The 26,712-nt window shown below is 32.5% G+C and carries 26 protein-coding genes, 1 riboswitch and 1 other annotated feature (1 of these 28 running past the window's edge); of the genes, 19 read left to right on the forward strand and 7 right to left on the reverse strand.

The window, feature by feature from the left end; translation table 11 throughout:
• The first annotated feature begins 5 nt into the window (after window positions 1-5).
• The 6 genes from bsdE14_RS12530 (at window position 6) to bsdE14_RS12555 (ending at window position 6,141) form a co-directional block, all read left to right on the forward strand.
• Window positions 6-995 (forward strand): polysaccharide deacetylase family protein, encoded by a 990-nt coding sequence (locus tag bsdE14_RS12530; protein WP_264850282.1) that lies wholly within the window; start codon window positions 6-8, stop codon window positions 993-995.
• Window positions 996-1,064: 69 nt separating this feature from the next.
• Window positions 1,065-1,757 (forward strand): response regulator transcription factor, encoded by a 693-nt coding sequence (locus tag bsdE14_RS12535; protein ID WP_264850283.1) that lies wholly within the window; start codon window positions 1,065-1,067, stop codon window positions 1,755-1,757.
• On the forward strand, window positions 1,742-3,178 hold the full coding sequence (locus bsdE14_RS12540; RefSeq protein ID WP_264850284.1) for a sensor histidine kinase: 1,437 nt from the start codon (window positions 1,742-1,744) through the stop codon (window positions 3,176-3,178). Before bsdE14_RS12535 ends, bsdE14_RS12540 begins: the two co-directional genes overlap by 16 nt.
• Before the next feature lie 136 nt (window positions 3,179-3,314).
• Entirely contained in the window at window positions 3,315-4,805 is a 1,491-nt protein-coding gene (locus tag bsdE14_RS12545; RefSeq protein ID WP_264850285.1) for a hypothetical protein, read from the forward strand.
• Between the two features lie 92 nt (window positions 4,806-4,897).
• Window positions 4,898-5,740: an Mrp/NBP35 family ATP-binding protein gene (locus bsdE14_RS12550; protein WP_264850286.1), complete on the forward strand. Its 843-nt coding sequence runs from the start codon at window positions 4,898-4,900 to the stop codon at window positions 5,738-5,740.
• 212 nt (window positions 5,741-5,952) lie between these two features.
• Window positions 5,953-6,141 (forward strand): ferredoxin, encoded by a 189-nt coding sequence (locus bsdE14_RS12555; protein ID WP_264850287.1) that lies wholly within the window; start codon window positions 5,953-5,955, stop codon window positions 6,139-6,141.
• Window positions 6,142-6,209: 68 nt separating this feature from the next.
• Here the strand turns inward: bsdE14_RS12555 and thiT are convergent, their stop codons facing one another.
• The 3 genes from thiT to bsdE14_RS12570 form a co-directional block, all read right to left on the reverse strand.
• Window positions 6,210-6,911 (reverse strand): energy-coupled thiamine transporter ThiT, encoded by a 702-nt coding sequence (thiT, locus tag bsdE14_RS12560; RefSeq protein ID WP_264850288.1) that lies wholly within the window; start codon window positions 6,909-6,911, stop codon window positions 6,210-6,212.
• 103 nt (window positions 6,912-7,014) lie between these two features.
• Window positions 7,015-7,114: riboswitch (TPP riboswitch) on the reverse strand.
• A gap of 58 nt (window positions 7,115-7,172) precedes the next feature.
• A complete protein-coding gene (locus bsdE14_RS12565; protein WP_264850289.1) occupies window positions 7,173-7,349 on the reverse strand; it encodes a hypothetical protein in 177 nt (58 codons plus the stop codon).
• Entirely contained in the window at window positions 7,349-7,507 is a 159-nt protein-coding gene (locus tag bsdE14_RS12570; RefSeq protein WP_264850290.1) for a hypothetical protein, read from the reverse strand. The genes bsdE14_RS12565 and bsdE14_RS12570 overlap by 1 nt, the downstream gene beginning before the upstream one ends.
• Window positions 7,508-7,703: 196 nt before the next feature.
• Here bsdE14_RS12570 and bsdE14_RS12575 point away from each other — a divergent pair, with 196 nt between their 5' ends.
• Window positions 7,704-8,798: a sensor domain-containing diguanylate cyclase gene (locus bsdE14_RS12575; protein ID WP_264850291.1), complete on the forward strand. Its 1,095-nt coding sequence runs from the start codon at window positions 7,704-7,706 to the stop codon at window positions 8,796-8,798.
• A gap of 57 nt (window positions 8,799-8,855) precedes the next feature.
• Here bsdE14_RS12575 and bsdE14_RS12580 read toward each other — a convergent pair whose 3' ends face one another.
• Window positions 8,856-9,356, reverse strand: coding sequence for a flavin reductase family protein (locus tag bsdE14_RS12580; RefSeq protein WP_264850292.1), 501 nt, complete (start codon window positions 9,354-9,356; stop codon window positions 8,856-8,858).
• A 253-nt stretch (window positions 9,357-9,609) separates the two neighbouring features.
• On the opposite strand from bsdE14_RS12580, the gene bsdE14_RS12585 reads away from it, so the two are divergent.
• The 6 genes from bsdE14_RS12585 to bsdE14_RS12610 all read left to right on the forward strand — a co-directional run bounded on the left by bsdE14_RS12585 (window position 9,610) and on the right by bsdE14_RS12610 (window position 16,358).
• Complete coding sequence (locus tag bsdE14_RS12585; RefSeq protein ID WP_264850293.1) at window positions 9,610-10,881, forward strand: sugar ABC transporter substrate-binding protein; 1,272 nt, start codon at window positions 9,610-9,612, stop codon at window positions 10,879-10,881.
• Window positions 10,882-10,949: 68 nt separating this feature from the next.
• Complete coding sequence (locus bsdE14_RS12590; RefSeq protein ID WP_264850294.1) at window positions 10,950-11,882, forward strand: carbohydrate ABC transporter permease; 933 nt, start codon at window positions 10,950-10,952, stop codon at window positions 11,880-11,882.
• Window positions 11,883-11,893: 11 nt separating this feature from the next.
• Window positions 11,894-12,754, forward strand: coding sequence for a sugar ABC transporter permease (locus tag bsdE14_RS12595; RefSeq protein ID WP_264852266.1), 861 nt, complete (start codon window positions 11,894-11,896; stop codon window positions 12,752-12,754).
• 116 nt (window positions 12,755-12,870) lie between these two features.
• Window positions 12,871-14,577: a glycoside hydrolase family 13 protein gene (locus tag bsdE14_RS12600; RefSeq protein WP_264850295.1), complete on the forward strand. Its 1,707-nt coding sequence runs from the start codon at window positions 12,871-12,873 to the stop codon at window positions 14,575-14,577.
• A 151-nt stretch (window positions 14,578-14,728) separates the two neighbouring features.
• Entirely contained in the window at window positions 14,729-15,433 is a 705-nt protein-coding gene (locus tag bsdE14_RS12605; protein WP_264850296.1) for an MgtC/SapB family protein, read from the forward strand.
• 157 nt (window positions 15,434-15,590) lie between these two features.
• Complete coding sequence (locus bsdE14_RS12610; RefSeq protein ID WP_264850297.1) at window positions 15,591-16,358, forward strand: DODA-type extradiol aromatic ring-opening family dioxygenase; 768 nt, start codon at window positions 15,591-15,593, stop codon at window positions 16,356-16,358.
• Between the two features lie 120 nt (window positions 16,359-16,478).
• Here bsdE14_RS12610 and bsdE14_RS12615 read toward each other — a convergent pair whose 3' ends face one another.
• Window positions 16,479-17,057 carry a rhomboid family intramembrane serine protease gene (locus bsdE14_RS12615; RefSeq protein WP_264850298.1) on the reverse strand — a complete coding sequence of 193 codons (579 nt, stop codon included), beginning with the start codon at window positions 17,055-17,057 and terminating at the stop codon, window positions 16,479-16,481.
• A gap of 342 nt (window positions 17,058-17,399) precedes the next feature.
• Between bsdE14_RS12615 and bsdE14_RS12620 the strand changes: the two genes are divergently transcribed.
• Complete coding sequence (locus bsdE14_RS12620) at window positions 17,400-17,957, forward strand: hypothetical protein (protein ID WP_264850299.1); 558 nt, start codon at window positions 17,400-17,402, stop codon at window positions 17,955-17,957.
• 70 nt (window positions 17,958-18,027) lie between these two features.
• Here bsdE14_RS12620 and bsdE14_RS12625 read toward each other — a convergent pair whose 3' ends face one another.
• Window positions 18,028-19,068: a DUF3048 domain-containing protein gene (locus bsdE14_RS12625; RefSeq protein ID WP_264850300.1), complete on the reverse strand. Its 1,041-nt coding sequence runs from the start codon at window positions 19,066-19,068 to the stop codon at window positions 18,028-18,030.
• A 266-nt stretch (window positions 19,069-19,334) separates the two neighbouring features.
• On the opposite strand from bsdE14_RS12625, the gene nrdD reads away from it, so the two are divergent.
• Together nrdD and nrdG are read left to right on the forward strand one after the other, a co-directional pair.
• Window positions 19,335-21,455, forward strand: a complete 2,121-nt coding sequence (gene nrdD / locus bsdE14_RS12630; protein ID WP_264850301.1) for an anaerobic ribonucleoside-triphosphate reductase — start codon at window positions 19,335-19,337, stop codon at window positions 21,453-21,455.
• 65 nt (window positions 21,456-21,520) lie between these two features.
• Window positions 21,521-22,054: an anaerobic ribonucleoside-triphosphate reductase activating protein gene (gene nrdG / locus bsdE14_RS12635; RefSeq protein ID WP_264850303.1), complete on the forward strand. Its 534-nt coding sequence runs from the start codon at window positions 21,521-21,523 to the stop codon at window positions 22,052-22,054.
• A gap of 88 nt (window positions 22,055-22,142) precedes the next feature.
• Here nrdG and bsdE14_RS12640 read toward each other — a convergent pair whose 3' ends face one another.
• Window positions 22,143-23,024, reverse strand: a complete 882-nt coding sequence (locus bsdE14_RS12640) for an AraC family transcriptional regulator (RefSeq protein WP_264850304.1) — start codon at window positions 23,022-23,024, stop codon at window positions 22,143-22,145.
• Between the two features lie 170 nt (window positions 23,025-23,194).
• On the opposite strand from bsdE14_RS12640, the gene galE reads away from it, so the two are divergent.
• From galE to bsdE14_RS12655, 3 genes are read left to right on the forward strand one after another with little or no spacing between them, the layout of a single operon-like run.
• Window positions 23,195-24,208, forward strand: a complete 1,014-nt coding sequence (gene galE, locus bsdE14_RS12645; protein WP_264850305.1) for a UDP-glucose 4-epimerase GalE — start codon at window positions 23,195-23,197, stop codon at window positions 24,206-24,208.
• 17 nt (window positions 24,209-24,225) lie between these two features.
• Window positions 24,226-25,152, forward strand: a complete 927-nt coding sequence (locus tag bsdE14_RS12650) for a nucleotidyltransferase family protein (protein WP_264850306.1) — start codon at window positions 24,226-24,228, stop codon at window positions 25,150-25,152.
• Complete coding sequence (locus tag bsdE14_RS12655; RefSeq protein ID WP_264850307.1) at window positions 25,152-26,261, forward strand: phosphotransferase enzyme family protein; 1,110 nt, start codon at window positions 25,152-25,154, stop codon at window positions 26,259-26,261. The genes bsdE14_RS12650 and bsdE14_RS12655 overlap by 1 nt, the downstream gene beginning before the upstream one ends.
• A gap of 197 nt (window positions 26,262-26,458) precedes the next feature.
• Window positions 26,459-26,712 (forward strand) — a binding site (T-box leader) (it continues 6 nt past the right edge of the window).

Genomic DNA, 26,712 nt, shown 5'->3' on the forward strand with positions numbered 1-26,712 from the left:
AATATATGGCAGTATCAAAAAAATCAAAGGCAAGAAAAAAAAGGCACAAGAAAATAAAAGCAATTTGTCTTACTTTTTGCCTATTATTAGTATTTTCTATATCAATTTTTAGTGGATTTAAAATTGGGACGAACGTAAATAATAAGAATGTTAAAATATTAGGTTCTTTAATGAATGATAATAAATCAACAAATAACACAGTAGATAAAAATAGTAAACCTAAGGAAGCTAATATTAATAATAAGCCTGAGGAAAATAACAAGGCTGAAAATACAAAGGACATACCTAAGACAGAAAATCCAGGTAATAATAATGAATCATCATATAATGGAGAAAAGGAACCTTCAAAGCCAGCAATTTCTAATGTTTCATATGCAGTAAATGTGGAAGAAGTATTTAAAAAAGATGGGAAGAAGACTGCCTTTTTAACTTTTGACGATGGACCTTCAAGAGACGTAACCCCAAAAATTCTAAGTATATTAGATAAAAATAATATAAAAGCTACTTTTTTTGTAACAGGGCAAATGGCTGAAGAGAATAAGGAGCTTTTGATTCAAGAGTATAAGAGTGGCAATGCAATAGGAAACCATAGTTATAGCCATAACTATAAAAAGGTATATTCTGGTATTGAAGGATTTAAACAGGAGTTTGATACTACAAATAGTATTTTAAAAAATATTTTAGGCGAGAACTTTAACTCCAGATTATTCAGGTTTCCAGGGGGAAGCTTTGAGAAATATAAAAATCCATACAAGGATTATTTAAGAGGAAAAGGATATGTATATATAGATTGGAATGCCTTAAATGGAGATGCTGAAGGAGTAGGTTTTTCAGCAGAAAGATTGATTAATAGGCTGAAGAGTACTGCTGGGGGTCAGGAGGATTTAGTTATTCTAATGCATGATGCTGGAGGTAAAAAAAGCACAGCTGAGGCACTTCCAACTATAATAGAATATTTAAAGGCTCAGGGTTATGAATTTAAAATACTTAAATAGCTTGTTTTAGAAATTATTCTTATTTTATAATATATTTATACCTTTTAAATAACAAATTAGGGGGAAAATATGCAAGAGAAAATAATAATTATTGAGGATGAAGATAGCATTAGGGGATTTTTGAGAATTAACTTTCAAAGAAATGATTTTCATGTGTTGGAGGCTGCAACAGGAGAAGAAGGACTTAGAATTATTCGGATTGAAAAGCCCGCACTTGTTATTTTGGATTTAATGCTTCCTGGCATGGATGGGTATCAAGTTTGTAAGATTCTGCGCCAGGAGTTTTCAGATATAGGGATAATTATGCTTACAGCAAGAGGACAGGATATGGACAAGATAATGGGGCTTGAATTTGGTGCAGATGATTATATGGTGAAGCCTTTTAACCCCATGGAATTAATACTTCGAGCAAAAGCACTTTTGAGAAGAATTAAAAAAGATGAGGATGAGGAAAATCAGGATATAATAAAGAACGGTATATTTATTATTGAAGTATACTCGCAAAGGGTGTATAAAAATGGTATAGAACTGTTTCTTACCCCAAAGGAATTTCTCTTGCTTAAATTATTTGTGGAGAATCCAGGAAAGGCATTTTCTAGAGATGAACTCTTGGATTTAGTTTGGGGATATAACTTTGTAGGTGACGGTAAAATTGTGGATGTTAATATTAGAAGGCTTAGAGCTAAAATTGAGGATACTTCATCAAGTCCAGAGTACATAGAAACAGTTTGGGGTATTGGCTATAGATGGAGAAAGGATTAAAACTTATGGATAAAAAGCTGACAAAAGAAGTTAGAGGAAAAGGCTTAAAAAAAAGATTAGTAGGCAGCTTTATGATAGTTATTTTTATTAGCGTGGCAGCTTTTGAAGGGCTTCTAATTTATTTTACACGCTATTATTTTTATAATAATATGGAGAGTATTCTTACAAATCAAATAAAGATTTCTTCGGATTTTTATTCTAGGTATTTTTCAAATGTGCCTTTACAGGATAATATTTTGGATAATGTAGATATATTTTGGAAACAAACTTCGGCAGAAGTGCAAATAGTGAACACAAATGGCGAGATACTTATGGATTCTATAGGAGCTGAGATTACAAACAAAGCTGAAGGGAATGACTTTCAGGATGCTCTAAAGGGCGGAAGAGGGACAAGGGTTGGAACTATTGAAGGTAGAAAGTCAAGAGTTATGATCATATCCTATCCTCTAAAATCTGGAGACAAGGTTGTAGGTGTTCTGAGATTCATATCTTCATTAGAAGGTGTGGATAAAATAGTAAATAGGATTTCGAGTATATTTATAATCATTGGAGCTATTGCCGTTTTTGGCGCTACTATTGTAAGTGTTTTTCTAGCACAGAGTATTGTATCACCTATCAGAAAAATAACTAGTGCTGCAGAGGAAATGGCAGGAGGAAACCTAAGGGTTAGGGTAAGGGAAAATTCTTATGATGAAATAGGAAAACTAGGAAGAACCCTGAATTTTATGGCGGGTGAAATTCAGAATAGAGATCAAATAAAAAATGAATTTATCTCCTCAATCTCTCATGAACTTAGAACCCCTCTTACGGCTATAAAAGGATGGGCTATTACACTTAATGATGGGGAACTTCAAGATAAAGAAATTTTAAGTGATGGATTAAGGATAATTGAAAAGGAAAGCGAAAGGCTAAGCTCTATGGTTGAAGAACTTTTAGACTTTTCTAAATTTGTTTCTGGTAAAGTTACACTGAACAAAGAAAAGATTCAAATGAATTCAATTGTTGAATATATTGGCAAGTATCTATCGCCTCGTGCTGAGAGAGAAGGCATTAAGTTTGAAGTTCTCTGTGAAGAAGCTATGCCATTAGTCGAAGTCGATCCAAGTAGAATAAAACAGCTTTTGATTAATGTAATAGATAATGCTTTTAAATTTACAGGTGCTGGTGGAACGGTAACTGTTAATTCATATAGAGAAGAAGATAATATTGTAGTTACCATAAAGGATACAGGATGCGGCATAAGCGAAGAAGAACTTCCCAGGGTTAAGGAAAAGTTTTATAAAGGAAAGAATAGTAAGTCTCAAAATGGAATTGGACTTTCCATCTGTGATGAAATTGCCAGTTTACATGGTGGAAGTCTAGTAATTACAAGTGCCGTAAACATAGGAACTACAGTGAGAATTACTTTGCCATTAAAATAGCTTTAACGGTTAGATTACCCAGTGTTTTTCGACTGGAAGGAGGTAAATGTCCTAAATGGACATTTACGGGAAACTTGCCGGTGGGAACCGGCACGAATAAGTTACCCAGTGTTTTTCGACTGGAAGGAGAAAATATATGAAAAAAAAGTCTTGGATTGTTTTCATACCAGTATTCTTTATGTTATTTTTACAGGGATGTAAGCAAATTGATGCTGATGTAGAAGGTAAAATAGCTGCTCCAAAAGTGAATACACTATACTTAAATGGCAGCTATAATATTGAGAGCTATAAGTCGGTAAAAGACAGTGAAAAGGAAATAAAAGAATTAAGAAATTATATAGGAAAAAAAGTTTTTATATCTGAAGAAAGTGCCATATTTGGCGATGAGGTTCGTGAAGATCCTCAGTATAAGGTTAAGAATGTTTCAGCCCGAGATTTTTTTCTCAATAAGTATAAAACTAGTCCCAATGTTTTAGGGATAAGTGCAGACAAGATAGAAATTATTTCTATAACTTCTAATGATCAGCTTTTTTATGATTTTATAAGGATAGATGATAAAAATCTTATAGTACATATTGATGCAGGATTTTTATATTTAAAAAAGTATTCAAACGTAGTAGACTCAAAGGATATTAATAAAAGTGAATTGAAAAGTGAAGTTAGTTTAAGCAATGCAGCAAATAAGGAAGATAAACTATTAAGGTCTGGTGTGCTTATTGGACTGAGGTCTGATGATGCTGCTAATAATGGATTACCAAGCTATAGAACTTTATGGATTGCATCTAGCAATAGGGAGCTTAAACCAGTATTAGAAATGCCTCAGCTATTTGTTCCAAGAACTACAGGATTTTGGGAAGTAGGATCGGAGCAAAAATCTTTAGGAGGTAAAAGCATTACATCTATTTATGCTAAGTCAGTTATAAATCTTACTAAAGGAGAGTCCCTTGTTAAGACAAATGAATTGCCGCTAGTAAATGGAATAAGGAGCATATTATTTGTTGGAAATGATTATATAGGTACTGAGTTTAACATTAAAGATAAAAAAATAGATAAGCTTCAAGTGCTTCCAGTTGACAACATTAAAAGTGGTAAAGGAATTAATATTTCCGATGTTGTTAGTGGGAATGCTAAAGAACTGCTACTTAGATCCAGTGAAGTTTATCTCTTATCACAGAGTAAAGATAAGGTGGAAAAGTTAGAAAAAGAGCCTAAGATGGATAACTTTACGCTAATTAGAAAAAACGGACACTGGGCTATGGTTGGACGATTAAACTATAGTAAGCCTGAAGAAAACTCAATTTATGATGAATTTAGTATTAATATAGCTACACCGGCAAAATTAATAAGCTATGATGAACTATGCGTTCCATGGAATCAAATAAAGACTAGATTGCCCGAAGCAATTGATGCATATACTTCTCCGAATAAGGATATAGCTATTTTATATGCACAAAACTACATTTATATTTACAGTATTCAAAGTGGTGTACTTTCTGATAAACCTCTTAGAAAGCTTAAAATTCAGGAGGGTGAGAAAGTGATTATGGCTGAATGGGCAATTGGAGAATATAGCGAAAAGTGGGATGAGACAGTAAAAAATAGAGCTGTTAAATTTAGAGATGAATAGAAGATTAATAAAATTAGAACTGCTAAAAATGTTTTTTTAATTTCTATTGTGATATAATATTTGTAGATTTGGCTTATTAAGGAGGAGTTGCTATGGGTAAATGTGAAAGCTGTGCTAGCAAAGGAAAATGCGGAACTAATGAAGCAAGTTGTTCTGCACTGCTTCCAAAGTACGGTAGCTTTAAAAATATAATTGCTGTAATGAGTGGAAAAGGTGGCGTAGGTAAATCTACAGTAACAGGTATTCTTGCTACAAAGCTTAGACACTTAGGATATAGTGTAGGAGTTTTAGATGGGGATATAACAGGACCATCTATGCCTAGATTTTTCGGAATTAATGAGAAGAGAGCTGAAATAATTCCTGTGGGTGAAGGACAAGAAGTTAAGTTTTTACCAGTAGAAACTTCAACTGGAATTAGGGTTAATTCTCTAAATTTATTAACAGAAGTGGAAGAACAGCCAGTAATCTGGAGAGGACCAGTTATTACTAGTGTACTTACACAGATGTATACAGACACTGAGTGGGGAGATTTAGATTATCTGTTAATAGATATGCCTCCAGGTACAGGAGATGTGGCTCTTACTGTTCTTCAAAGTGTTCCTGTAACTGGTATTGTAGTCGCTGCTACGCCACAGGATATGGTTACTATGATAGTTAAAAAGGTAGTAATTATGGCTCAAAAGATGAATAAAAAGGTTATCGGCGTAGTTGAAAACATGTCTTATGTTAAATGCCATAATTGTGATGAAAGAATAAGGGTATTTAGCAAGAAGACAGGGGCTGAACAGGCGGAGGCGCTAGGAATACCACTTCTTTCTGAATTGCCTATTAATTTAGATCTAGTTGAAAAGATGGAGCAAGGTGAAGCAGAGGCTTATATTAATATTATTCAAGAATACAATGAATTAGTTGATAGATTTATAGAATTAAAATAATTTATAATTTTCAGCTAGCTTAAAAGAGTTAAATTACTTGTGAATTTAACTCTTTTTTTACTCCGCACATTTTTATATAAGTACTAAAAAGGTCATAAAAATGTTTAATTATAGTCATAATTAGTTAATCTTTGGGAAACATATAAATGATCATAGTAGGTTGTTTAAAAGAATATTGTAAAAAGGCGTATATAGAGAGGAGGAGTGTAATTATGAAGGCTTATGTAGATAAGGATGCTTGCATATCCTGTGGGTTATGTCCATCAATATGTCCAGAAGTATTTGAAATGGAAGATGACGGTAAAGCAGGGGTAGTAACTGATGAAGTTCCAGAATCAGAAAAGGATAGTGCTAAGGAAGCAGAAGAATCTTGTCCGGTTAACGCTATTTCCGTATCTTAGATTTAAAAGCACATCCTCAAAAAAGTAAGCAGACAGGTTTCAATACCTATCTGCTTACTTTTTTTATTTTAATTACTTAATCGTGTTTTTGAAAGAATTGTGTTTATCTGCTTCATAGGTAACACTGCAAGAATTACAAGACAAAGCAGCCCATCAGGTCCAAGGTAGGTTATGTTATATACAAAAGAGTATAGCGCTGCAGACATTCCTGCTGGAGCATAGCTTCCATAGAAAACAACTCCAGATATAAAGTGACATAAGAATCTAGCCACTATAGCCAAAGCTACTCCTACCATCATAGAGACCTTACCCTTATCTTTAAAGTATCCTGCTATTCCAATAGCTATGAATGGCAAAGGGTAATCAAATAGTACTTGAACTGGATGAAGTATATAAGGTGCTAGAATAAAATCAATTATTCCAAATAGCAGACCTGTTAAAAAACCAACCTCTGGTCCATAGAATAGTGCTATTAAAAATATAGGAACCATGCTTCCTAAGGTAGCACTTCCTCCCATTGGAGCCTGATAAAATTTAACCATCTTAAGTACTGTACCAAGAGCAAGAGCTATACCAATATGGGTCATCATTGTTGTAGTCAGTTTAACCTTCTTCATCTTAAAGATAGCAGCTACTAAAATGATTATCCCTATCAGTGCAATAATTGCAAAAGGATGTTTTGGAGCGTCGGCAAAGCCTTGCTTAATATCCTCTAAACTTATACCTTTAAATTTAAGATTAAAGGAAGCTACTGTTAAAAGTAAATTCATAAAAATCCCCCCATTTCTTGTGCTATAAGCATTTATAGGCATTGAGATGTTAACATAAAAAGAAAGACCGTAATCCAACAAGGGATACGGTCATGTTACTACGTAATAACTAAAACAGCTTCCCTACGCTGGTACTAACCAGATCAGGTTTAAGGGTTAATGAACAATCATCTCTCAGCCTTAAGGCACCCCTAGCACAATATTTTATTATATTATTATTATATATCACTAGTGTTTTATATGCAAGTTAATGTGCTGAGGCTATAACAATCCATTTATTCTATAGTTCTCCATAATTGAATTGCTAGGATTTAAGTGTACTTTTTTTCCAACTTTAACGTTAGTAGGGAGACGTGTTATTGCAATATTTACATTAGTACCGTCAGGTAGAGAAAGATAGGCATCTGCCTGATTTAAATCTATTACTATAGCTTGCATTAATGTTCATTCCTTCTCTTTTTAAATTCTTTTGCAATTTCTGGACCACTGGTAGTATTTTCGTCTACAAAATCTATGCCAGGTCCTACATTACCTTTTCTCTTACTTGCCATAGGAACCTTTCCAACTATACCTTGCTTACTTTTTCCACTTCCCATACATTATCACTCCTTTTACGATTTATCTACATAAACATTTATATTTTTTGCTTTTTAACATTAAATATTCAGTAAAATTAAAGTAAGTTTTAAAAATGGAAACTTCTTTACTTTACAATTGTATTAAATAGATGTAAACTCAGAATATATAATAAAATTCCATTAAATGTATACGTTTGTAGAGGGGTTTATAATAATGTGGGTTTTATATTTAATAATTGTAATATTACTTATTATTGTAGTTATTCAGCACCTTAATGCTAAAAAAGTTAAAGGGCAGATGGAGCTGATTGAGCATATAAAAAATAATATCTATCATGTATCAGAAGAAATTTCAAAGATGGAGAAAGAAAGTCAGGTTTATTCAATAGTTTTGGAAGCAGCAATAGCGCTAATTCCAAATGCGTCAAAAGGCAGTATTTTAATACTGCAGGAGGATGGTTATTTTCATTATAAAGCTATTAAAGGCTATTCAGAACAATTATTAAACATTACCTTAAAAAAAGAAGAATCTTTTTTATATAGCATAAATAATTTTAAAGAAACAGCAATAATTGAAAATCCAGTAAGTTTTGATGAAAATGTAGTGACTAAGGAAAAAATGGCCTTTTTAATAGGTACTGAGGCATTAGATATAAAATGTACTTTAAGTTCACCTATTTATATTGATGATGCTTTTGTTGGAATGATAAATGTGGATAGTACAGAGCACGAAGGTAGGTTTACTAAAGACGATATTAGATTAATGAATCATATAAAAAGTGAAATGGAGCTTGCTCTGAAGAATTTCGAAATTCAGAAAAAACTACGATATATGGCTCACTATGATGAGCTTACCGGACTATTTAATAGAAGATTTTTCAAGAAGATATTTAGTGAAGAGCTAAACAAAATTAAAAGGTACAAGCATAAGTGCTGCTTTGCGCTAATTGATTTAGATGATTTTAAAATGGTCAATGATAACTATGGGCATAATACAGGAGACAAAGTTCTAAGGATTTTTGCAGATGTACTTCGGAATAACCTGAAAAAAACTGATGTATATGCTAGAATGTCTGGGGACGAATTTGTTATATTATTTGTAAACTGTAGTATAGAAGAAGCTAAAAATAAATTGCAGCATATAAGAGATATGCTTATAAAGGAAAAGGTTCAGGATATCACTATAGGTTTTAGCTATGGAATTTGCAGTATTGATCCTTATGGAGAGTTAGACACAGATAGTATATTTGGCTGTGCAGATAGAGCAATGTATTGCGATAAAAATGATAAAAATATAAGATATAAATAAATGGCTTTGAATTTAACTTCAAAGCCATTTATTTTAAAACTATTTAAATTACTTTTATTATTTAATATAACAATCTACAATTTCACCATAATAGGTGGTATGATAATCACCATTCTTATAGCTTGCATTTTTCACTTCATCACTTAGAAGTTCTGGATTTATAGCTTCCTTGTAAACTATTTTACATTCAAATTGAAGTTCACAGTTACCTATTATTGGAGTTGAAGTAGTTTTGCCAGGTTCAAGGGTTAAATTACACTCTTTAAATTTGTCGTAATCTCTTCCCGATTTAGAACCGCAAAAGGCAAGAGCTGCCTTTAAATCATCATTTAAAGGTATACTTACAGTAAATTCGCTAGCTTTTTCAATTAGCTCGTAGGTATATCTTGATTCTCTAACAAGAACAGTAAAAATTGGACGATTCCATTGATAACCTATAGCTCCCCAACCGATGGTCATAGTATTGACTTTATCACCATCTATAACTGTTAAAAATGCACCTCTCTTATGTAAATTATCCACTGCTGCTTTAATATTTTCTGTAAAATTTATAGACATTTTTAACCTCCTAATTCTTTGTATTCTATTGATAGACAATATAAATACTATAATCCTAATTTGATTATAACATAATAATTGTATTCTGGAATATGCAATATTATTACCGCGCTCCATCAAAAATATTTCAAATAACCATAAAAAAAGTTTCAATTTATATATTGACAACGTTATATAAAAAGGTTATCATAATATTGAGCAAACGATTGCATAAGCAATTAAAATTTATAGATAATATATGGGGGGAATTAAAATGAAAAACACTAAAAGAGTAGTTGCCCTAGCATGCACAGTTATACTAGCTGCTGGTGTTCTAGCTGGATGTGGAAAAAAAGACGATGCAAGCACAACAACAACAGGAGATTCAAAAAAGGTTACAATTAACTTCTGGGAACAAGACGATGCTAATGCTCAAAAGACTCTAGATGGTTTAATAAAGGATTTCCAAGACAAGAATCCTAATATAACAGTTAAGAGAACTCACTATGAAACAGAAGATTTAAGAAAGAATTATACATCAGCATCACTTGGAACAACAGGTCCTGACGTAGTTCTTGGACCAAATGATAACATAGGTGTATTCGTAACTGGAAGCTTAATTCAACCAGTTGATGAAGTAATTGGTGCAGATGCACTTAAAAACTATGATTCAAAGGCATTAGAAGCTGCAAAATATCAAGGAAAGCAATATATGCTTCCAGATAGAAATGGTAATGAATTATTACTTATGTACAATAAAAAATTAGTTCCAACAGCTCCAAAGACTTTTGAAGAATTAATTGAAACTAGCAAGAAGCTACAAGCAGATAAGAAGGTTCAATATGGATTAGTATTTAATGAAGTAGAACCATTCTTCTCAATTCCTTTCTTAGCTGCATTTGGTGGAAGTTCTTTTGATGATGTAAATTCAAAGACTCCAAAGCCAACTCTTAATACTCAAGCTGTAAAGGATTGGATGACATTCCTATTAAAGCTTAAGACAGATGGAATAATACCAAAAGAAGCAGACGGAACTGTAGCAGACAGCTTATTTAAAGATGGAAAAGTTGCATTCGTTATAAATGGACCATGGGGTTTTGCTGATTACCAAAAGGCTGGTATAGATTTCGGAATTATGCCAATACCAACTGTAAATGGAAAGTCTCCAGCACCACTTTCAGCTGTAAAGGGTTATACAGTATCTGCATCAGTTAAAGATAAAGACAAGAAAGATGCAGTTAAGAAGTTCTTAGAATTTGTTAATACTAAAGAAGCTCAATTAAAGATGGTTGATGCACACAAACAAATACCTACTAACCTAGAAGCAATGAAAGACGATAAAATAACTAAAGACCCACTAATACTTGGACAAAAAGATGCTTTAGATAAAGCAGTACCAATGCCAATCATTCCTCAAATGAGAGCTATTTGGGATGCTATGAAACCAGTTCAACAAGAAGTTTTATCAGGAAAAACTAAACCAGAAGATTCAGCTGCTAAGATGCAAAAAACTGCTGAAGATGGTATAAAAGCATTAGGATTCTAATATATTAGAAATATTGGTTTATAAAAAAAGGGGGATTATATCCCCTTTTTTTAGAAAGGAGACATTTGATGCGAAATGATGCAAAACCCACAAAAAAATCTAAGGTACAAGCACGCAGTTACAATTTAGCCCAGACTAGATGGACCCCATTGTGGTTTCTTTTACCCGCATTAGTAGTAGTGTTAGTAGTTGTTTTGTATCCATTATGTTATGAAGTATGGCTTTCATTTAGAAATGTTACTCTACTTAATTTAAAAAGTAAGAATTACCCCTTTGTCGCACTAGATAATTATATTAATATTTTTAAAGATGCATTATTTTATTCAACTTTAGTTAGAACAATAGTATGGACAGCTATAAACTTAATTTTCCACGTAGGACTTGGAATGTTCCTAGCAATTTTATTGAATAGAAAACTCCCTGGAAAAACAGTTATCAGGGCATTACTTATATTACCATGGGCAGTGCCACAGTATATTGCAGCAACTGCTTGGAAGAACATGTTTAATGTAGAATATGGAGCTGTAAACATATTGCTGACAAATATTTTTGGCAAAGGTGCAGCTATTCCATGGTTATCAGATCCAAAATGGTCATTTGTAGCCGCTATTATAACTAATATTTGGCTTGGAGTACCATTTATGATGATGATAGCTCTTGGAGGGCTCCAAAGTATACCTCAAGAGCTTTATGAAGCAGCCGACGTTGACGGAGCAACAGGATGGCAAAAAGTTAAGAATATTACTCTACCTCTATTAAAACCGGTTATGACACCTGCAATAATATTAGGAACTGTATGGACCTTCAATATGGTTAATGTTATTTACATTATTACAAGTGGTGCAGCTTCAGAAGATGCTCAAATCCTTGTAACTCTTGTTTATAAGAAGGCATTTGAATACTACAGATATGGATATGCTGCAGCATTCTCAGTAATTATCTTCTTAATATTACTAGCATTTAGTTCAATGTTTATAAAAGCACAAAAATTGGAGGATTAGAGGTGAATAAAATGAAAGTGAAATTTAGTGAGAGATTCGAAAGAAATGATTCTCCTTTAAAGATAATACTTATATATGCTATATTGATATTATTTTGTTTAATTTCAATATATCCTATTTCCTTTATATTTACTGTATCATTAAGACCAGCAAATAATTTGTTTTCAACCTCTTTAAGCTTAATTCCTAAGGGGGCAACTTTTGAAAACTATAGGCAAGCATTTATTCAATATGACTTACTATCATGGTTAAAGAATAGTACAATAATAGCATCATTAGCAACATTGTTTAGTGTACTTTTGTCAATAAGTGCAGGTTACGCTTTCTCTAGATTTGAATTTAGAGGAAGAAGTACTGGTATGACTATGCTGCTAGTAACTCAAATGTTTCCTGCAACAATGACCCTTTTACCACTTTATTTAATGCTTATAAAGCTGGGTTTTGCTAATAAAATGGCAGGCTTGGTTATAGTTTATATATCTACAAATATTCCTTTTAATGTATGGATGATGAAGGGATACTTTGATACTATACCAAAGTCACTTGAAGAAAGTGCTTATGTAGATGGTGCTGGAATTTTTAAGACTTTCTATCAAATAATATTACCACTAGTTACTCCAGCAATAGCTTTGAGCGCATTAAACTCATTTATGGGTGCTTGGTCAGAATATATTGTAGCTAGAGTTATGATTACTGATGCTGGCAAGCTTACCCTTCCTGTAGGACTTACTAATATGCAAGGACAATTCTCTACAGCTTGGGGTATATATTCAGCGGCAGCATTAATGACAGCTCTTCCAGTTATAATAATATTTATATCATTATCTAAGTACCTAGTTGGAGGATTAACTTTAGGTAGTGTTAAAGGCTAACAGCATAAGTTAAAAGTTAAAATAGCCAGCTTTTATTCAGAAAAGTTGGCTATTTTTATATGCATAATATTATAGTTAGTAAAGCAAAAACATAGATTTAAAAGGAGCCTAGTAATATGGATAAAAAATGGTGGAAGGAAGCTGTAGCATATCAAGTTTATGTACGAAGTTTTAAGGATTCTAATGGAGATGGCGTGGGAGACTTAAAAGGATTAATAAGTAAATTAGATTATTTAAAAAATTTAGGGATAGATGTTCTTTATCTGAATCCAATAAATACATCACCTAATTATGATAATGGCTATGATATAAGCAATTTTGAAGATATTATGCAGGAGTTTGGAACCCTTGATGATTTTGATGAGCTTATCAGAGAATTGCATAAAAAAAATATGAAATTGATTATGGATATTGTAATAAATCATACTTCACATGAACATCCATGGTTCATTGAGAGTAGAAAATCAAAAGACAATCCCTACAGAGATTATTATATTTGGCATCCAGGATATAATGGAGGTCCTCCTAATAATTGGGGCTCATTTTTTGGAGGAAGTGCCTGGGAATATGATGAAAACAGTGGTGAATACTATCTTCACTTATTTTCTAAGCAGCAGCCGGATTTGAATTGGAAAAGTATAAAGCTTAGGGAAGATATAAAGAAAATGATAAAGTTTTGGATAAATAGAGGTGTTGATGGCTTTAGAATGGATGCAATAAATCATCTAGCTAAAGACTTTACATTTCCTGATGCTGAAATTGAAGAGGGTAAAGCATACGGTAACTTTATTAAGTATGTTCAGAATCTTCCCGAAGTCCATGAATATATAAGAGAAATTAGAGAAGATGTATTTAAGGATGGTTATCATGTTGTTATTGGAGAAACTGGCGGCATAAGCTATCATAATGCTAGTATTTATACAGGTACTAGCCGTAAGGAATTAGATATGACCTTTCATTTTGATATGAATGGAATTGGCTTTGGCAAAAATTCTTGGGAAAAAAGACCTATCGATTTAATTGCTGATATTAAGGAAAAAATGAGTGGATGGCAGAGGAGAGATGAAAGCGAGGGCTGGTGCCCGTTATTTTATTCTAATCATGACAGTACAAGAACAGTATCCCGTTTGGGAAGTGATAATGAATACTTAAATGAATCAGCAAAGATGCTGGCACTTCTCCAGCTTACTCAAAAGGGAACACCATTTATTTATTATGGCGATGAAATAGGGATGACTAATGCCAAGGAATTTTCCCTTGAAGATTTTAGGGATATTGCAATAGCTACTCGTTATAGGGAGCTAGTTGAAACAAAACTTGTGAGCGAAGAGAATTTTCTGAAGGGTTTGCATATTACCTCCAGAGATAATTCAAGAACTCCAATGCAGTGGGATAGCTCAGATAATTCAGGCTTTAGCTGCACAAAGCCATGGATTAAAGTAAACTCCAATTATAAATATATAAATGTAGAGCAGCAGCTTCAGGATAAGGATTCTATACTGAATTTTTATAAGAACTTAATTTCTATTAGAAAAGCACATCCGGCATTTATTTATGGAAGCTTTAAAGAGCTTAACCATGAGCATAAAGAAGTATATTCTTATTTAAGAGAATTAGAAGGAAAGTGTTTCCTTGTTATAGCCAATTTTTTTGGAAAGACTACAACATATAAAATTCCCCATAACATTGTAATGAAAGAAGCTGAATTACTAATATCTAATTATGAGATAGGGGAAGATGTAGAGTTTGATTATACAGGTGACCTTGAATTAAAATTAGAGCCTTATGAAAGCAGGGCATATTTATTAAAGAATCAACCTTAGGGTTGATTCTTTTAAATTTTTAAACATTATAATTAACTAGAAGAATGTATCATAATAGGTAGCTGCATTATAATATATAATTATATATAAGTTATAAGAGTACATAATATTTGTAATAGTATTTATTTAGAGGATATACGGAGGGAAATTGATGAATTGGTACGAAGTATTAATTAGACTAATTTTAGCAGTAGTTGTTGGCGGATTAATAGGCTACGAAAGAGAATTTAAGAATAGACCTGCAGGCTTTAGAACTCACATTTTAGTTTGTGTTGGGGCTGCAGTAACATCTATGATTCAGCTCTATGCAATCCAAGATACTACTAATATGATTCTTCATAACCCGGTATTGTCTAGTGCTCTTAAAGCTGATATAGGAAGGCTTGGGGCCCAAGTAATAACTGGAGTAGGTTTTTTAGGAGCAGGGACAATAATACATGAAAAAGGATCTATTAAGGGGCTTACTACAGCAGCTACAATATGGGTGGTAGCTTGTATAGGTCTGGCAGTAGGGCTTGGATATTACTTTCTAAGTGTATCAGCAGCTGTAGGTGTATATATTGTGTTGGTATCCTTAAAGGGATTTGAAACTAAATTTATAGACAGAGGGAAAATTGTAAAGCTTGAAATACAATATAAAAATAAGACTGGACTTGTTAAAAAACTTGAGGATTATTTTGATGAAAGCAATGTAAAGATAAAAAATATTGAATTTTTAATAGATGAGGATGAAGATGAACAGGTGCCGCATAAAAGCTGTCTATATACAATATTGGTTCCAAGAAATCTTGCTGCTAGTGAAATAGTTCAAGAAATTTGCTGTAATGATGAGATAATAAAAGTAACATTAGTCTAAGGATTAATGTTACTTTTATATTTATGAAGTTTTTTGAAATAATAATAAATTTATACCCACCATATTGACAAGAATATTTAAAATATTATATTATACTAATATAAAGTAAGTTAATTATTAAAAGTAATATAAATTATATTTTTAAGGAGGCCAAATTATGGTACCAGCTTTATTTATCGGTCATGGTTCACCAACACTGGCAATAGAACAAAATGAATATACAAAATTCTTAAAGGAATTAGGAATAAGTATTAAACCTAAAGCTATTGTGATTTTCACAGCACATTGGGAAAATGATATTACTTCAATTTCAGCAAGAGATAATACTTATGAAATGATATATGATTTTGGAGGCTTTTCAGAAGAGCTATATTCAATAAAATACGCGGCTAAAGGTTCTGCTACACTAGCAGCTAATATACAGGATAAACTTGCAGGTAGAGGCATAGAAAGCAAGATAGACACTAAAAGGGGATTAGACCATGGTTCTTGGGTTATATTAAGTCTTATGTATCCTAAAGCTGATATTCCTGTAGTGCAAATATCCATTAATCCTAATCTAGCTCCAGAGCAGCAGTATAAAATTGGGCAGGCAATAAAGAGCTTTGGTAAAGAGGATATATTAGTGATTGGAAGTGGAGGAACGGTTCACAATTTATGGACTATCAATTGGGAGGAAGAAAAACCAGAGAAGTGGGCAGTAGAATTTGATGATTGGATTGTTGATAGAATAGAAGAGAAGGATTTGAAGTCTTTATTTTCTTATAAACAGCTAGCTCCTAACTCTAAGAGAGCAGTGCCTAGAGAAGAACACCTTATGCCTCTATTTATAGCTATGGGGAGCGGCGGTGAAGAAAAAGCACCTAAGGTGCTGCATCGAAGCTATGCTTATGGAACCTTAAGTCAAATATGCTTTGAGTTTTAATACTAAGATGTCAAATTAAAATTGTAAAATTGATAAAATAAAAAGGATGTGAGTAGATTCTTACATCCTTTTATTCTTCATATGCTGTTAGGTTTTAGTAGTCCGTTCAATTGTAAAAAGTTAGCAGTTTCCCGATCGCTTTCGCCTATGGCCGAATTGATATCCGAATAGTCCACCGCTAAGCCCTCCAATAATATGTGCCATATGTGATATATTATCCTTCACTAGGAAGCCTGTTAAAACTTCCTTTCCTATAAAAAAGCCTGCAATAAGTATGAAGGTTATAGGAATTCTTCCTGATTCTGCATTTCCAAAGGAGCTAAGTACAATAAACATAAAAGCAATGCCGCTAGCGCCAATTAAAGCGGTGCTAAAAAATGTGATATTTATAATACCTGTTAATAAGGCAGTACCAAACATCATTTTTAATAGACTCCTTGAGCCATACTTTTCTTCTAAAATAGGACCTACTAATAGTATAATGGTAAAGTTACTAAAGAAGTGATCCCAGCTTACATGCCCTAGTGCATAACTAAAAAGTCTAAAGTAAAAAAGTGGATCTGCAAAAGAACTTCTAAAGTTAGTGAATAAGAGCTTTGTTGAAGCATTATTAGTAGCTGATCCTAACGCCATAATAGCAGCACATAAAAAGGTATAGGTTAATACTACTGGAGAATTATATTGAAATTTTTTTAACATAATATCACATCCTTTAAAAAACTATAAAATCAAAATAAGGCGTTATTTATATATATTATAAATAATTATTGTATGAGTTTTCCACCTTTTTTCATTATTATTTTATAAAAAGTCATATATTGATATATTGTCCAAAGTATTAAATATTTTACCTATAAGCTTAATATTTTGTTTCTAACAAAGGGTTATATTAAAAGGAGCATAGCATATCTCCAAATTTGAATTTATGGAAAACATATAGTTTAAGAAAAAAATTATAAGATCTTTATTTTTTTTTAAGAATTATGTATTATAATGAATAACATACACTTTAAATAATTTGGGGAGATTGAATAGTGAAATATGGATTATAGGTATATATATATAGTTTTTTCAAAGACAGGAACGTGGCTTTCAAGGGCTATAAAGGTTTTTAGTGATAGCAAATATGTACATGCTTCCATTAGCTTTGATTTAAGTTTTAAAGCAATGTATTCTTTTGGTAGGACAAACCCTGATAATCCTTTCTCTGGGGGCTTTGTTGAAGAAAATTTATTTGGTGGTGTCTATAAGAAATACAGCAGCAGTGAATGCCTTATTTACAAGGTAAGAGTTACAGAAGAACAATATAAATTTTTATTAAAAGAGATTGAGGAATTTATAAAAGAAAAGCAAAAGTATAGGTATAATTTCTTAGGACTATTTGGGGTGCTTGTAAATAAGCCTGTAAAGAGAAAATACTATTATTTTTGTTCTCAGTTTGTATCAGAGCTTTTGATGAAATGTGATATATATGATTCTAGCAAAATGCCAGAACTTATAAGGCCAAATGAATTATTTTCTATTAGTAATAAAGAAATTATTTATGAGGGACTTATTAATGAATATGATATACTTAGAGAAATTTATAGTTTTAATTAAGGTTTTAAAGTAAAAAGGCTTCAATTCTAAATTGTTTAGAGTTGAAGCTTTTCTTACTAGTGGTCTAGTATTATTTAATTTCTACTTTATTACTGTTATCAATTATATGCCACCAGGTGTTTCCTGGATTTAAGGAGATATCTTTTCCATTTTCATCTTTAAGAATAGTTTGAGAGTTTATGTCTTTTTTGGACCATTTCATTTTTATTGCTTTTCCATTACTTATAACATATCCATCTCCTTGTCCAACTAAGGTTATTGTCAAATGCTGCATATCGCTTTGAAGTTTAATATTTGTATTTTGAATTACTATATTAGTTACTGCTATAGGCTTTTTATCCTCCCTATTAGTAGAAGCTGTTCCGTCCATAGTCTTATAGTATTTTCCATCCTTAAAAGTGTATGAAGTAGTATAGAATTTATTTAGGCTTAACAATACATTAGCAGCCGGTAGAAAGCTAGAGTTGTTCCAGTAGTCCTTATTAAAGCTTAATTTCACGTTAGAAGGCTTAACATAGCTTTTAGAGGTAATTAACTCTCTCAGCTTATCTGCAGAGGTATAAAGGTTGTGAGGGGCCTTTCTAGAGTTATCCCTCCAGTAGTTTTTGCCATAGGAAAATTCATTAAGGGTCATCAAATTTTCTTTTTCAATCATATTTCTTGCCTCTTCACTATAACCACAGTGAGCAAAAGGAAGATTATATTCTTTTGATATATCTACAAAGTATGCCCTAGCACTTCTTATAGGCCCAATTATCTTAGGCGAGTTCTTTTGAAAAACAGCGATAAATCTAGGTATTCCACCTTCTGCCATAGTCTCATATACTATATCGGCTTCATTTAAACCTGATTGTGGTCTAGCATCTTTTGAGTTTTCTACAATTGCCATAAAGGCCGCTTGATTTTTTATTTCCTTGGAAACTTCTTCACCAGTAAAAGGAGCAATATTTTTGTTTTCTTCTTGTTTTGTATTAGATGCTGGAAGTGACTGCTCTGAGTTTGTATTAGAAGCATTTTTCCCAATAGTATCAATAGTCTTGTCCACTTTGCAAGCAACCAGCAGTGAGCAGCTTAGGCAAAGGGTTATTAATATTTTAATCTTGGTTTTCAAGCCATACATCTCCTTATAATTTTGTAAATCTCTTTATTTATATTACATTTTTTGTATTTTTATTACCCAAATTTCGATTATTGCCTGAATAGATAAGCTCATTAATAAATCGCAACAGTACAAATGCTATAAAAAACATAATAAATAGGAGGGATTTAAAACTAGAGAAGTATAATATGGATTTAAGCTTAATTTAAAAATTGCTAGAAAAATTTTCGGAGGGTATAATTGATGAGTACAATATATGGTGCACGGAGGGGTTATAAATGCTACATGTTGTGAAGAGGGACGGGAGAAGAGTGGAATTTGATCCTGTCAAAATAACAAATGCAATAAAGGGTGCAGCAGATGAAATTGCTTTTACAATAAAAGAAAGCGAAGCTTTTGAATTAACACAGAAGGCAATTAAGAAGCTGGAGGATGGCGGAAAAAAGAGAATTTCTGTTGAAGAAATTCAAGACATTGTTGAACATACTTTACTTGAAAATGGATATGAATTAATCGGGTTTACTTTTTCAAATTATAGAAAAGAGAGAACTAAAATTAGAGAAACAAAATCAGATTTGATGAAGGCTATAGAGAGAATTGGAGTAGAAACTGATAGAGACAATGCTAATGTAGGAAATAATTTTAGTTCAAAATTACTTAGAATAGCTAGTGAATCAAATAAGTGGCATAACCTAGCCATGATGCCAAAGCATTTAGCAAAGGCACATGAGATCGGAGACATATATTACCATGACTTAGACAGTTACAATCTATCAACAAACTGTTTACATATACCTACAAGAGAGGTACTTGAAAAAGGTTTTAATACTGGTTATGGATACATAAGAAGGGCTAGAAGAATAGAATCAGCTGCGGAGCTTTCCTGCATACTGCTTCAATCCACACAAAATGATATGTTTGGTGGACAGTCACATCCGGATTTTGATAATGACATGGCAATATTTGTTGAACCTACAAGACAGGAAATAAGAAAAGAACTTCGTGAGCTTGGAATAGAAGAGAGCAAAATAGAGGAGTATGTTGAAAAGAAGTTAAGAAAAAACATACAACAGGCTATGCAGGGTATTGTATATAACTTAAATACCATGCATTCTCGTGCAGGTTCTCAAGTACCATTTTCATCTATAAATATTGGAATTCCAAATTGTCCTGATGCCGCTTTAGTGTGCGAAGTATTCCTACTAGAATATGAAAAGGGGTTAGGAATTGGAGAACAGCCAATATTCCCTAATATTATATTTAGGGTAAAGGAAGGGGTAAACAGGGAGCCTAAGGATCCATATCATTATTTATATAGATTAGCTTGCAAAGTTGCAAGTAAGAGAATGAATCCAACCTTCATGAATATAGATGCTGATTTTAATAAAGCGTATTATGATAAAGGCTATATGCCTGCAACTATGGGATGCAGAACTTATGTAATGTCAAATATAAACGGAGAACCTGGGACTAAAGGAAGAGGAAATATTGCTCCAACAACTATAAATCTTCCTAGAGTAGGAATATTAGCTAAAGGTGATATAGATAAATTCTTTTCACTTTTAGATGCAAGACTAGAGCTTGCAAAAGAAGCGCTGCTTCATAGATATGATATTTTGAAAAAGCTTAAGGTAAAGGATCTACCTTTTGTAGCTGGGCAAAAGCTAATGAAGGGTGCTGAAGACTTAACTCCTGATGATTCAATAGAACCAATTTTAAAACAAGGAACTTGGGGAATTGGATTTATTGGTCTTGCAGAGACACTTATAGCTTTACTTGGAAAACATCATGGTGAAGATGCAGAAGCTAGAGAACTTGGGTTTAAAATAGTTTCACATATGAGAGACTTTACTGATAAGCTTACAAGGGAAACTAAATTGAATTGGAGTACATATGCAACCCCAGCTGAAGGATTAAGTGGGAGATTTGTAGTTCAAGATAGAAATATATTCGGAGATATAAAGGGAGTAACTGACAAAGAATATTATACAAATAGTTTTCATGTTCCAGTTGGATTCCCAATATCAATTAAAGATAAGATTGATATTGAGGCTCCATATCACAAGCTTTGTAATGCAGGACATATAAGCTATATTGAGCTTGACGACTATCCTAATGAGGATGTTATCATGGATATACTTAGCTATGCTTACAAGCATACTAATATAAGCTATATAGGAATTAACTTCCATATAAGATATTGTAAAGATTGCGGCACATATCTAAGGGGCGGCGAGCAAAAGTGTAAATGTGGAAGTTATAACATTCAAGGTATATCAAGAGTAACTGGGTACCTAAGTCTTGATGAAAGATTCGGCCCAGGAAAGTATTCAGAGAGAGCTGACAGAAAATCGCATACAGAAGAGCATAGTAATGTATATAATGATGTAAACTGCTAATACTTTTTCATAGAAGCATATAAGGTAATACTTGTATGCTTTCCTATTACAGAAAGGTGATAAATATGAATTTAGATAAATACATAAGACTAGCTGCTATTTTACCTGAAAGTCTTGTGAATGGACCAGGAATGAGGAGAGTGCTGTTTGCTCAAGGATGTCCTCATCACTGTGATGGGTGCTTTAGTCCTCATACTCACTCCTACGAAGCAGGAGCTCTTATAGACATGGAAGACATAATAAAAGATATAAGCTGCAATCCTATGCTTAAGGGAGTTACCTTTAGTGGAGGAGAGCCTTGGGAACAGGCAGATAAATTTGCCTATATTGCAAAAAGAGTAAAAGAACTTGGATTAAACGTATGGTCTTATACGGGTTATACCTTTGAATATATATTAGAAAATAGATTTAATAGAAAAGGCTGGGATGAGCTATTACAATATGTAGATGTACTAGTAGACGGCAAGTTTGATATAAATAAAATGGATTCAAACCTAAAGTTTAGAGGGTCAAGTAATCAGAGAATAATTGATATTAAGGAAAGCCTAGAAGTATTAGGAGCAGTAGCCATTGATGTAGATAATAGAGAAACAGCATAAGTGTAAATAGAGACGGATAGTTATTTAAAATAGCTATCCGTCTTTTTATATGTCTATATATAACTTCAACATGGCAAATTCAGCTTTATCAAAGCGACTTAACAGAATAAGCAAAGTCAGATAAGGTCATCCCAGTGGCCTTTTTAAAATGTCTTGAAAAATAATGGATTGATGAATAACCTAATATATCTGCTATTTGAGTAAAATTCATTTCTTCTTCACGGATAAGCCTTTTTGCTTCCTCAATTTTCAAGCTTTTAAAATATTCTATTACTCCAGTTCCGGTTTTTTCTTTAAAAACAGTTTTAAGATTTGTTTTGCTCATGTTTGAAAATTTACATACATCTTCAAAGGTCAAGTTATTATTTATATTGTCTTGCAGAAAGCCAATAATCTTGGTGGTCATATTATTATCAGATCTTTCCTTTACTGAAGAGGATAATCTAACCTCTTTAGTAATGCTTTTATCCCTTCTAACAAGATTTATTAAAAATTCTTCTAAATATATTTTTATTAGTTGCTCACATCCGAAAATTACATTATCCCGGAATTCAAGTTTTTTTAATTCAGATTCACTTAAATCAGAAGAAAATGCATTTCTTGCTTCTTTTACAATGTTAGATAATAATTTTCTATTAGCGTCATCTGCACTTAATATTTTATTTTCAAAAAATGCCATTGAAGGAGAATTGCAATAAAAGGATATTACAATTAGGTTAGGAGCAACTTTTCCATTAGCCCATAAATTATGAAATTCATTAGGCTTATGAAAGATAATTTCTCCTTGATTAAGCTTATAACCATTGGTGTCAGCCATTATTTCCACTTCACCTTTATCCACATAAACAAACTCCCAAAAGTTATGAGACTCACCTTCATAAATGTAATTTTTGGCAAATTCAAAATAGTGTACTGTGACAATTTCTTTTATATTGAATTCCTCTTTTAATAAAGTCTTAACATAGCTCATAATAGTCACCTTAAGTAATAAAAATTCTTATATATATCATAGCTTAATAAATTGGTTATTTAAAGACTAAAAGTGTAAAATTCTAGTCTTTTTTGATAAATAAATTACTGATTGAAAAATATACAATAAAGGTAGTTAAAATAAAAAGTTAAGTTAAAGGAGAGAGTGAAATGGCAGTTTTGGTTACAGGAGGAGCTGGCTATATTGGCAGCCATACTTCAGTCCAATTAATTGAAAAAGGCAATGACATTGTAATTGTAGATAACCTTATTAATAGTAATGAGGAAGCCTTGCACAGAGTTAGAAAAATAACAGGTAAAGATTTTAAATTCTATAAGGTTGATTTACTTAACAAGACCGACTTAAGGAAAATATTTCATGAAAATCAAATTGATTCTGTTATACATTTTGCTGGATTAAAGGCAGTAGGGGAATCAGTATCAATACCACTTAGATATTACGAAAACAACCTTATTAGTACACTAAATTTATGTGAAGTTATGAATGAATTTAATGTTAAGAAGCTTGTATTCAGTTCCTCAGCAACAGTTTATGGAAATCCTAGTACAGTTCCTATAACTGAGGATTTTCCACTAAGCGCAACGAATCCATATGGAAGAACAAAGCTTATGATTGAGGAAATACTTAGAGATTTATATATATCTGATAATAGCTGGAATATAGCATTACTTCGATATTTTAATCCAATCGGTGCTCATAAAAGTGGGCTTATAGGTGAAGATCCTAAGGGTATACCTAATAATTTAGTTCCATATATAGCACAGGTAGCTTGTGGTAAGCTTGAATGCTTGAAAGTTTTTGGAGATGACTATCCAACAAAAGATGGCACTGGAGTAAGAGATTATATCCATGTAGAGGATTTAGCAGATGGGCACCTTAAAGCCCTAGAAAAGTTAAACGCAAATCCTGGGATACAGGCTTATAATCTTGGGACAGGCAATGGGTATACAGTGCTTGAAGTAGTAGAAGCATATTCAAAAGCTTGTGGTAAGGAAATACCTTATAAAATAGCACCCAAAAGACCTGGAGATGTGGCAGCTTGCTATGCTGATACTTCTAAAGCACTAGAAGAGCTAGGCTTTTCAGCTAGAAGAACTCTAGAGGATATGTGCAGAGATTCATGGAATTGGCAATCAAACAATCCAAATGGATATGAGATATAAATGAAAGGAGAACTAGTATGATAAAACCAACTTTAGTAATAATGGCAGCTGGAATGGGAAGTAGATATGGAGGCTTAAAGCAAATAGAACCAGTGGGACCAAATGGTGAGATTATAATGGATTATTCAATCTATGATGCATTGAAGGCTAACTTTGGTAAAGTAGTATTTATTATAAAAAAGGAAATAGAAGAAGCCTTTAAACAAACTATAGGTGATAGAATTAGCAGTATTATTGATACAGCATATGTTTATCAGGAAGTGTCGGCTTATATACCTTTAAATTATAGTGTACATGAAGGAAGGGTTAAACCTTGGGGCACAGCTCATGCAGTTTTATGCTGTAAAGATATAGTTGATACACCTTTTGCTGTAATCAATGCAGATGATTTTTACGGCTCAACTTCTTTTGAGGAAATTGGTAAGTATCTTTCAGAAGTTAAGGATAGCGAAGACTTTTACAATTATGCTATGATTGGCTTTCAACTTGAAAATACTCTTACAGAACATGGAACTGTAGCTAGAGGTGTATGTAATGTAGATCCTTATAATTATTTAGTTGATATAAATGAAAGAACTAAGATTAAAAAGTTTGGGGAAGAGGCAAAGTATACTGAGGATGGAGAAAATTGGATAAACATACCAAAGGAAAGTACAGTATCTATGAATACCTGGGGCTTTACTCCAAGCATATTTAAGGAATTAGAAGCAGGCTTTATGAAGTTTTTAGAGGAAAATGAAGCTAATATATTAAAGGCTGAATATTTCATACCAAGTGTTGTTGATAGCCTTATTAAAGAGGGAAAAGCAAAAGTAAAGGTGTTAAAGTCAAAGGAGCAATGGTATGGGGTTACCTATAAAGAAGATAAGCCTATGGTTCATGAAGCAATTAATAAGCTTATAAGGTCAGGAATATATCCAGAAAAATTATGGGGGAATAAATAATGGAAAGTAAATTTAATATTAATGAGATAGTAAATAATTTTCAGTTTACTGGTAAATTCGTAAAAGCAGAGGCTTATGGCTTCGGACATATAAATAGTACCTACGCTGTATACTTTGAAAAAGAAGATGGCACAATTCATAGATACATACTTCAAAAAATAAATACAAATATATTTAAATCTCCAGAGAAGCTTATGGAAAATATAGAAAACGTAACTTCTCATATTAAAAATAAATTGATTACAGCAGGAAGAAATCCTGAGAGAGAGACCTTGGTTATTATAAAAGCTAAGGATGGAAAAAGCTTTTATAAAAGTGAAAGCGGAGAATACTTTAGAAGTTACGTATTTATTGAGGACGCTCAAACCTATATGCTAGTAGAAAACCCAAAGCATTTTTATAATGCAGGAAGAGCTTTAGGTAAGTTCCAGCAATACCTTTCCGATTTTCCAGCAGAAAGATTACATGAAACTATACCTGATTTTCACAATACTGAAAAAAGATATGAAGCCTTTTTAAAAGCAGTAAAAGAAGATGTGAAAGGTAGGGCAAAAGAGGTCCAAGATGAAATAAAATTTGTAACTAATCGAGCAGATGATACCAAGGTACTTGTAAACCTATTAAAGGAAAATAAATTACCACTTCGTGTTACTCATAATGATACAAAGTTCAATAATGTTATGATAGACGATGCCACTGGAGAAGGGATATGTGTTATAGATTTAGACACTGTAATGCCTGGATTATCTTTATATGACTTTGGTGATTCTATTCGTTCTGGAGCAGTTACAGCAGAAGAAGATGAAATTGACCTTTCCAAGGCATGGTTAAGTCTTGAATTATTTGAGAACTTTACTAAAGGCTTTATGGAAACTGCAGGACAGTCACTTACAGACATGGAAATTAAGTACTTACCATTTAGTGCTAAGCTCTTGACTTTTGAATGTGGAATGAGATTCCTTACAGATTACTTAAATGGAGATGTATATTTTAAAATTCACAGAGAAAAACATAATCTTGATAGAGCAAGAAATCAATTTAAAATTGTAGCTGATATGGAAGATAAGTTTGAACAGATGGAAGCCATTGTTGAAAAGGTATGCCAGTAGCTGGAAGTATTCTTTTAAACGCTAAATAATAAAAAATTAAAACCAGGTTATGTAAGAAGAGGAAATATGGAAATAGTGTATAGGTTTTCTTGCATAATATAAAGAAAAAAGCAAATAATTATTTTAAATTATTAAAAAAATGAAAGAAAATATATTGACTAATGCATTTTTGATGTATATAATAATATCAATAGTTCTAAAAAGCTTTGACGAGAAGAGTAGTTATAGAAGTTTAATCAAAGAGAGTCGGCGCTTTGGTGAGAGTCCGATATTAAAACTATAATGAAGAACATCTCTGAGCTTCCAATCGAAATCTAAAAGATAGTAGACTTGGACGGAGCCACACCGTTACAGCGTGGACAGTATCGAATTATCATTTGTTCCGTACTGATTGAGGGAGCTTTTGTAAGCTAATTTAGGTGGTACCGCGGAAGTAATATAACCTTTCGTC

It is taken from the genome of Clostridium omnivorum (assembly GCF_026012015.1).
GTDB classification, from domain to species: Bacteria; Bacillota; Clostridia; order Clostridiales; family Clostridiaceae; genus Clostridium_AX; species Clostridium_AX omnivorum.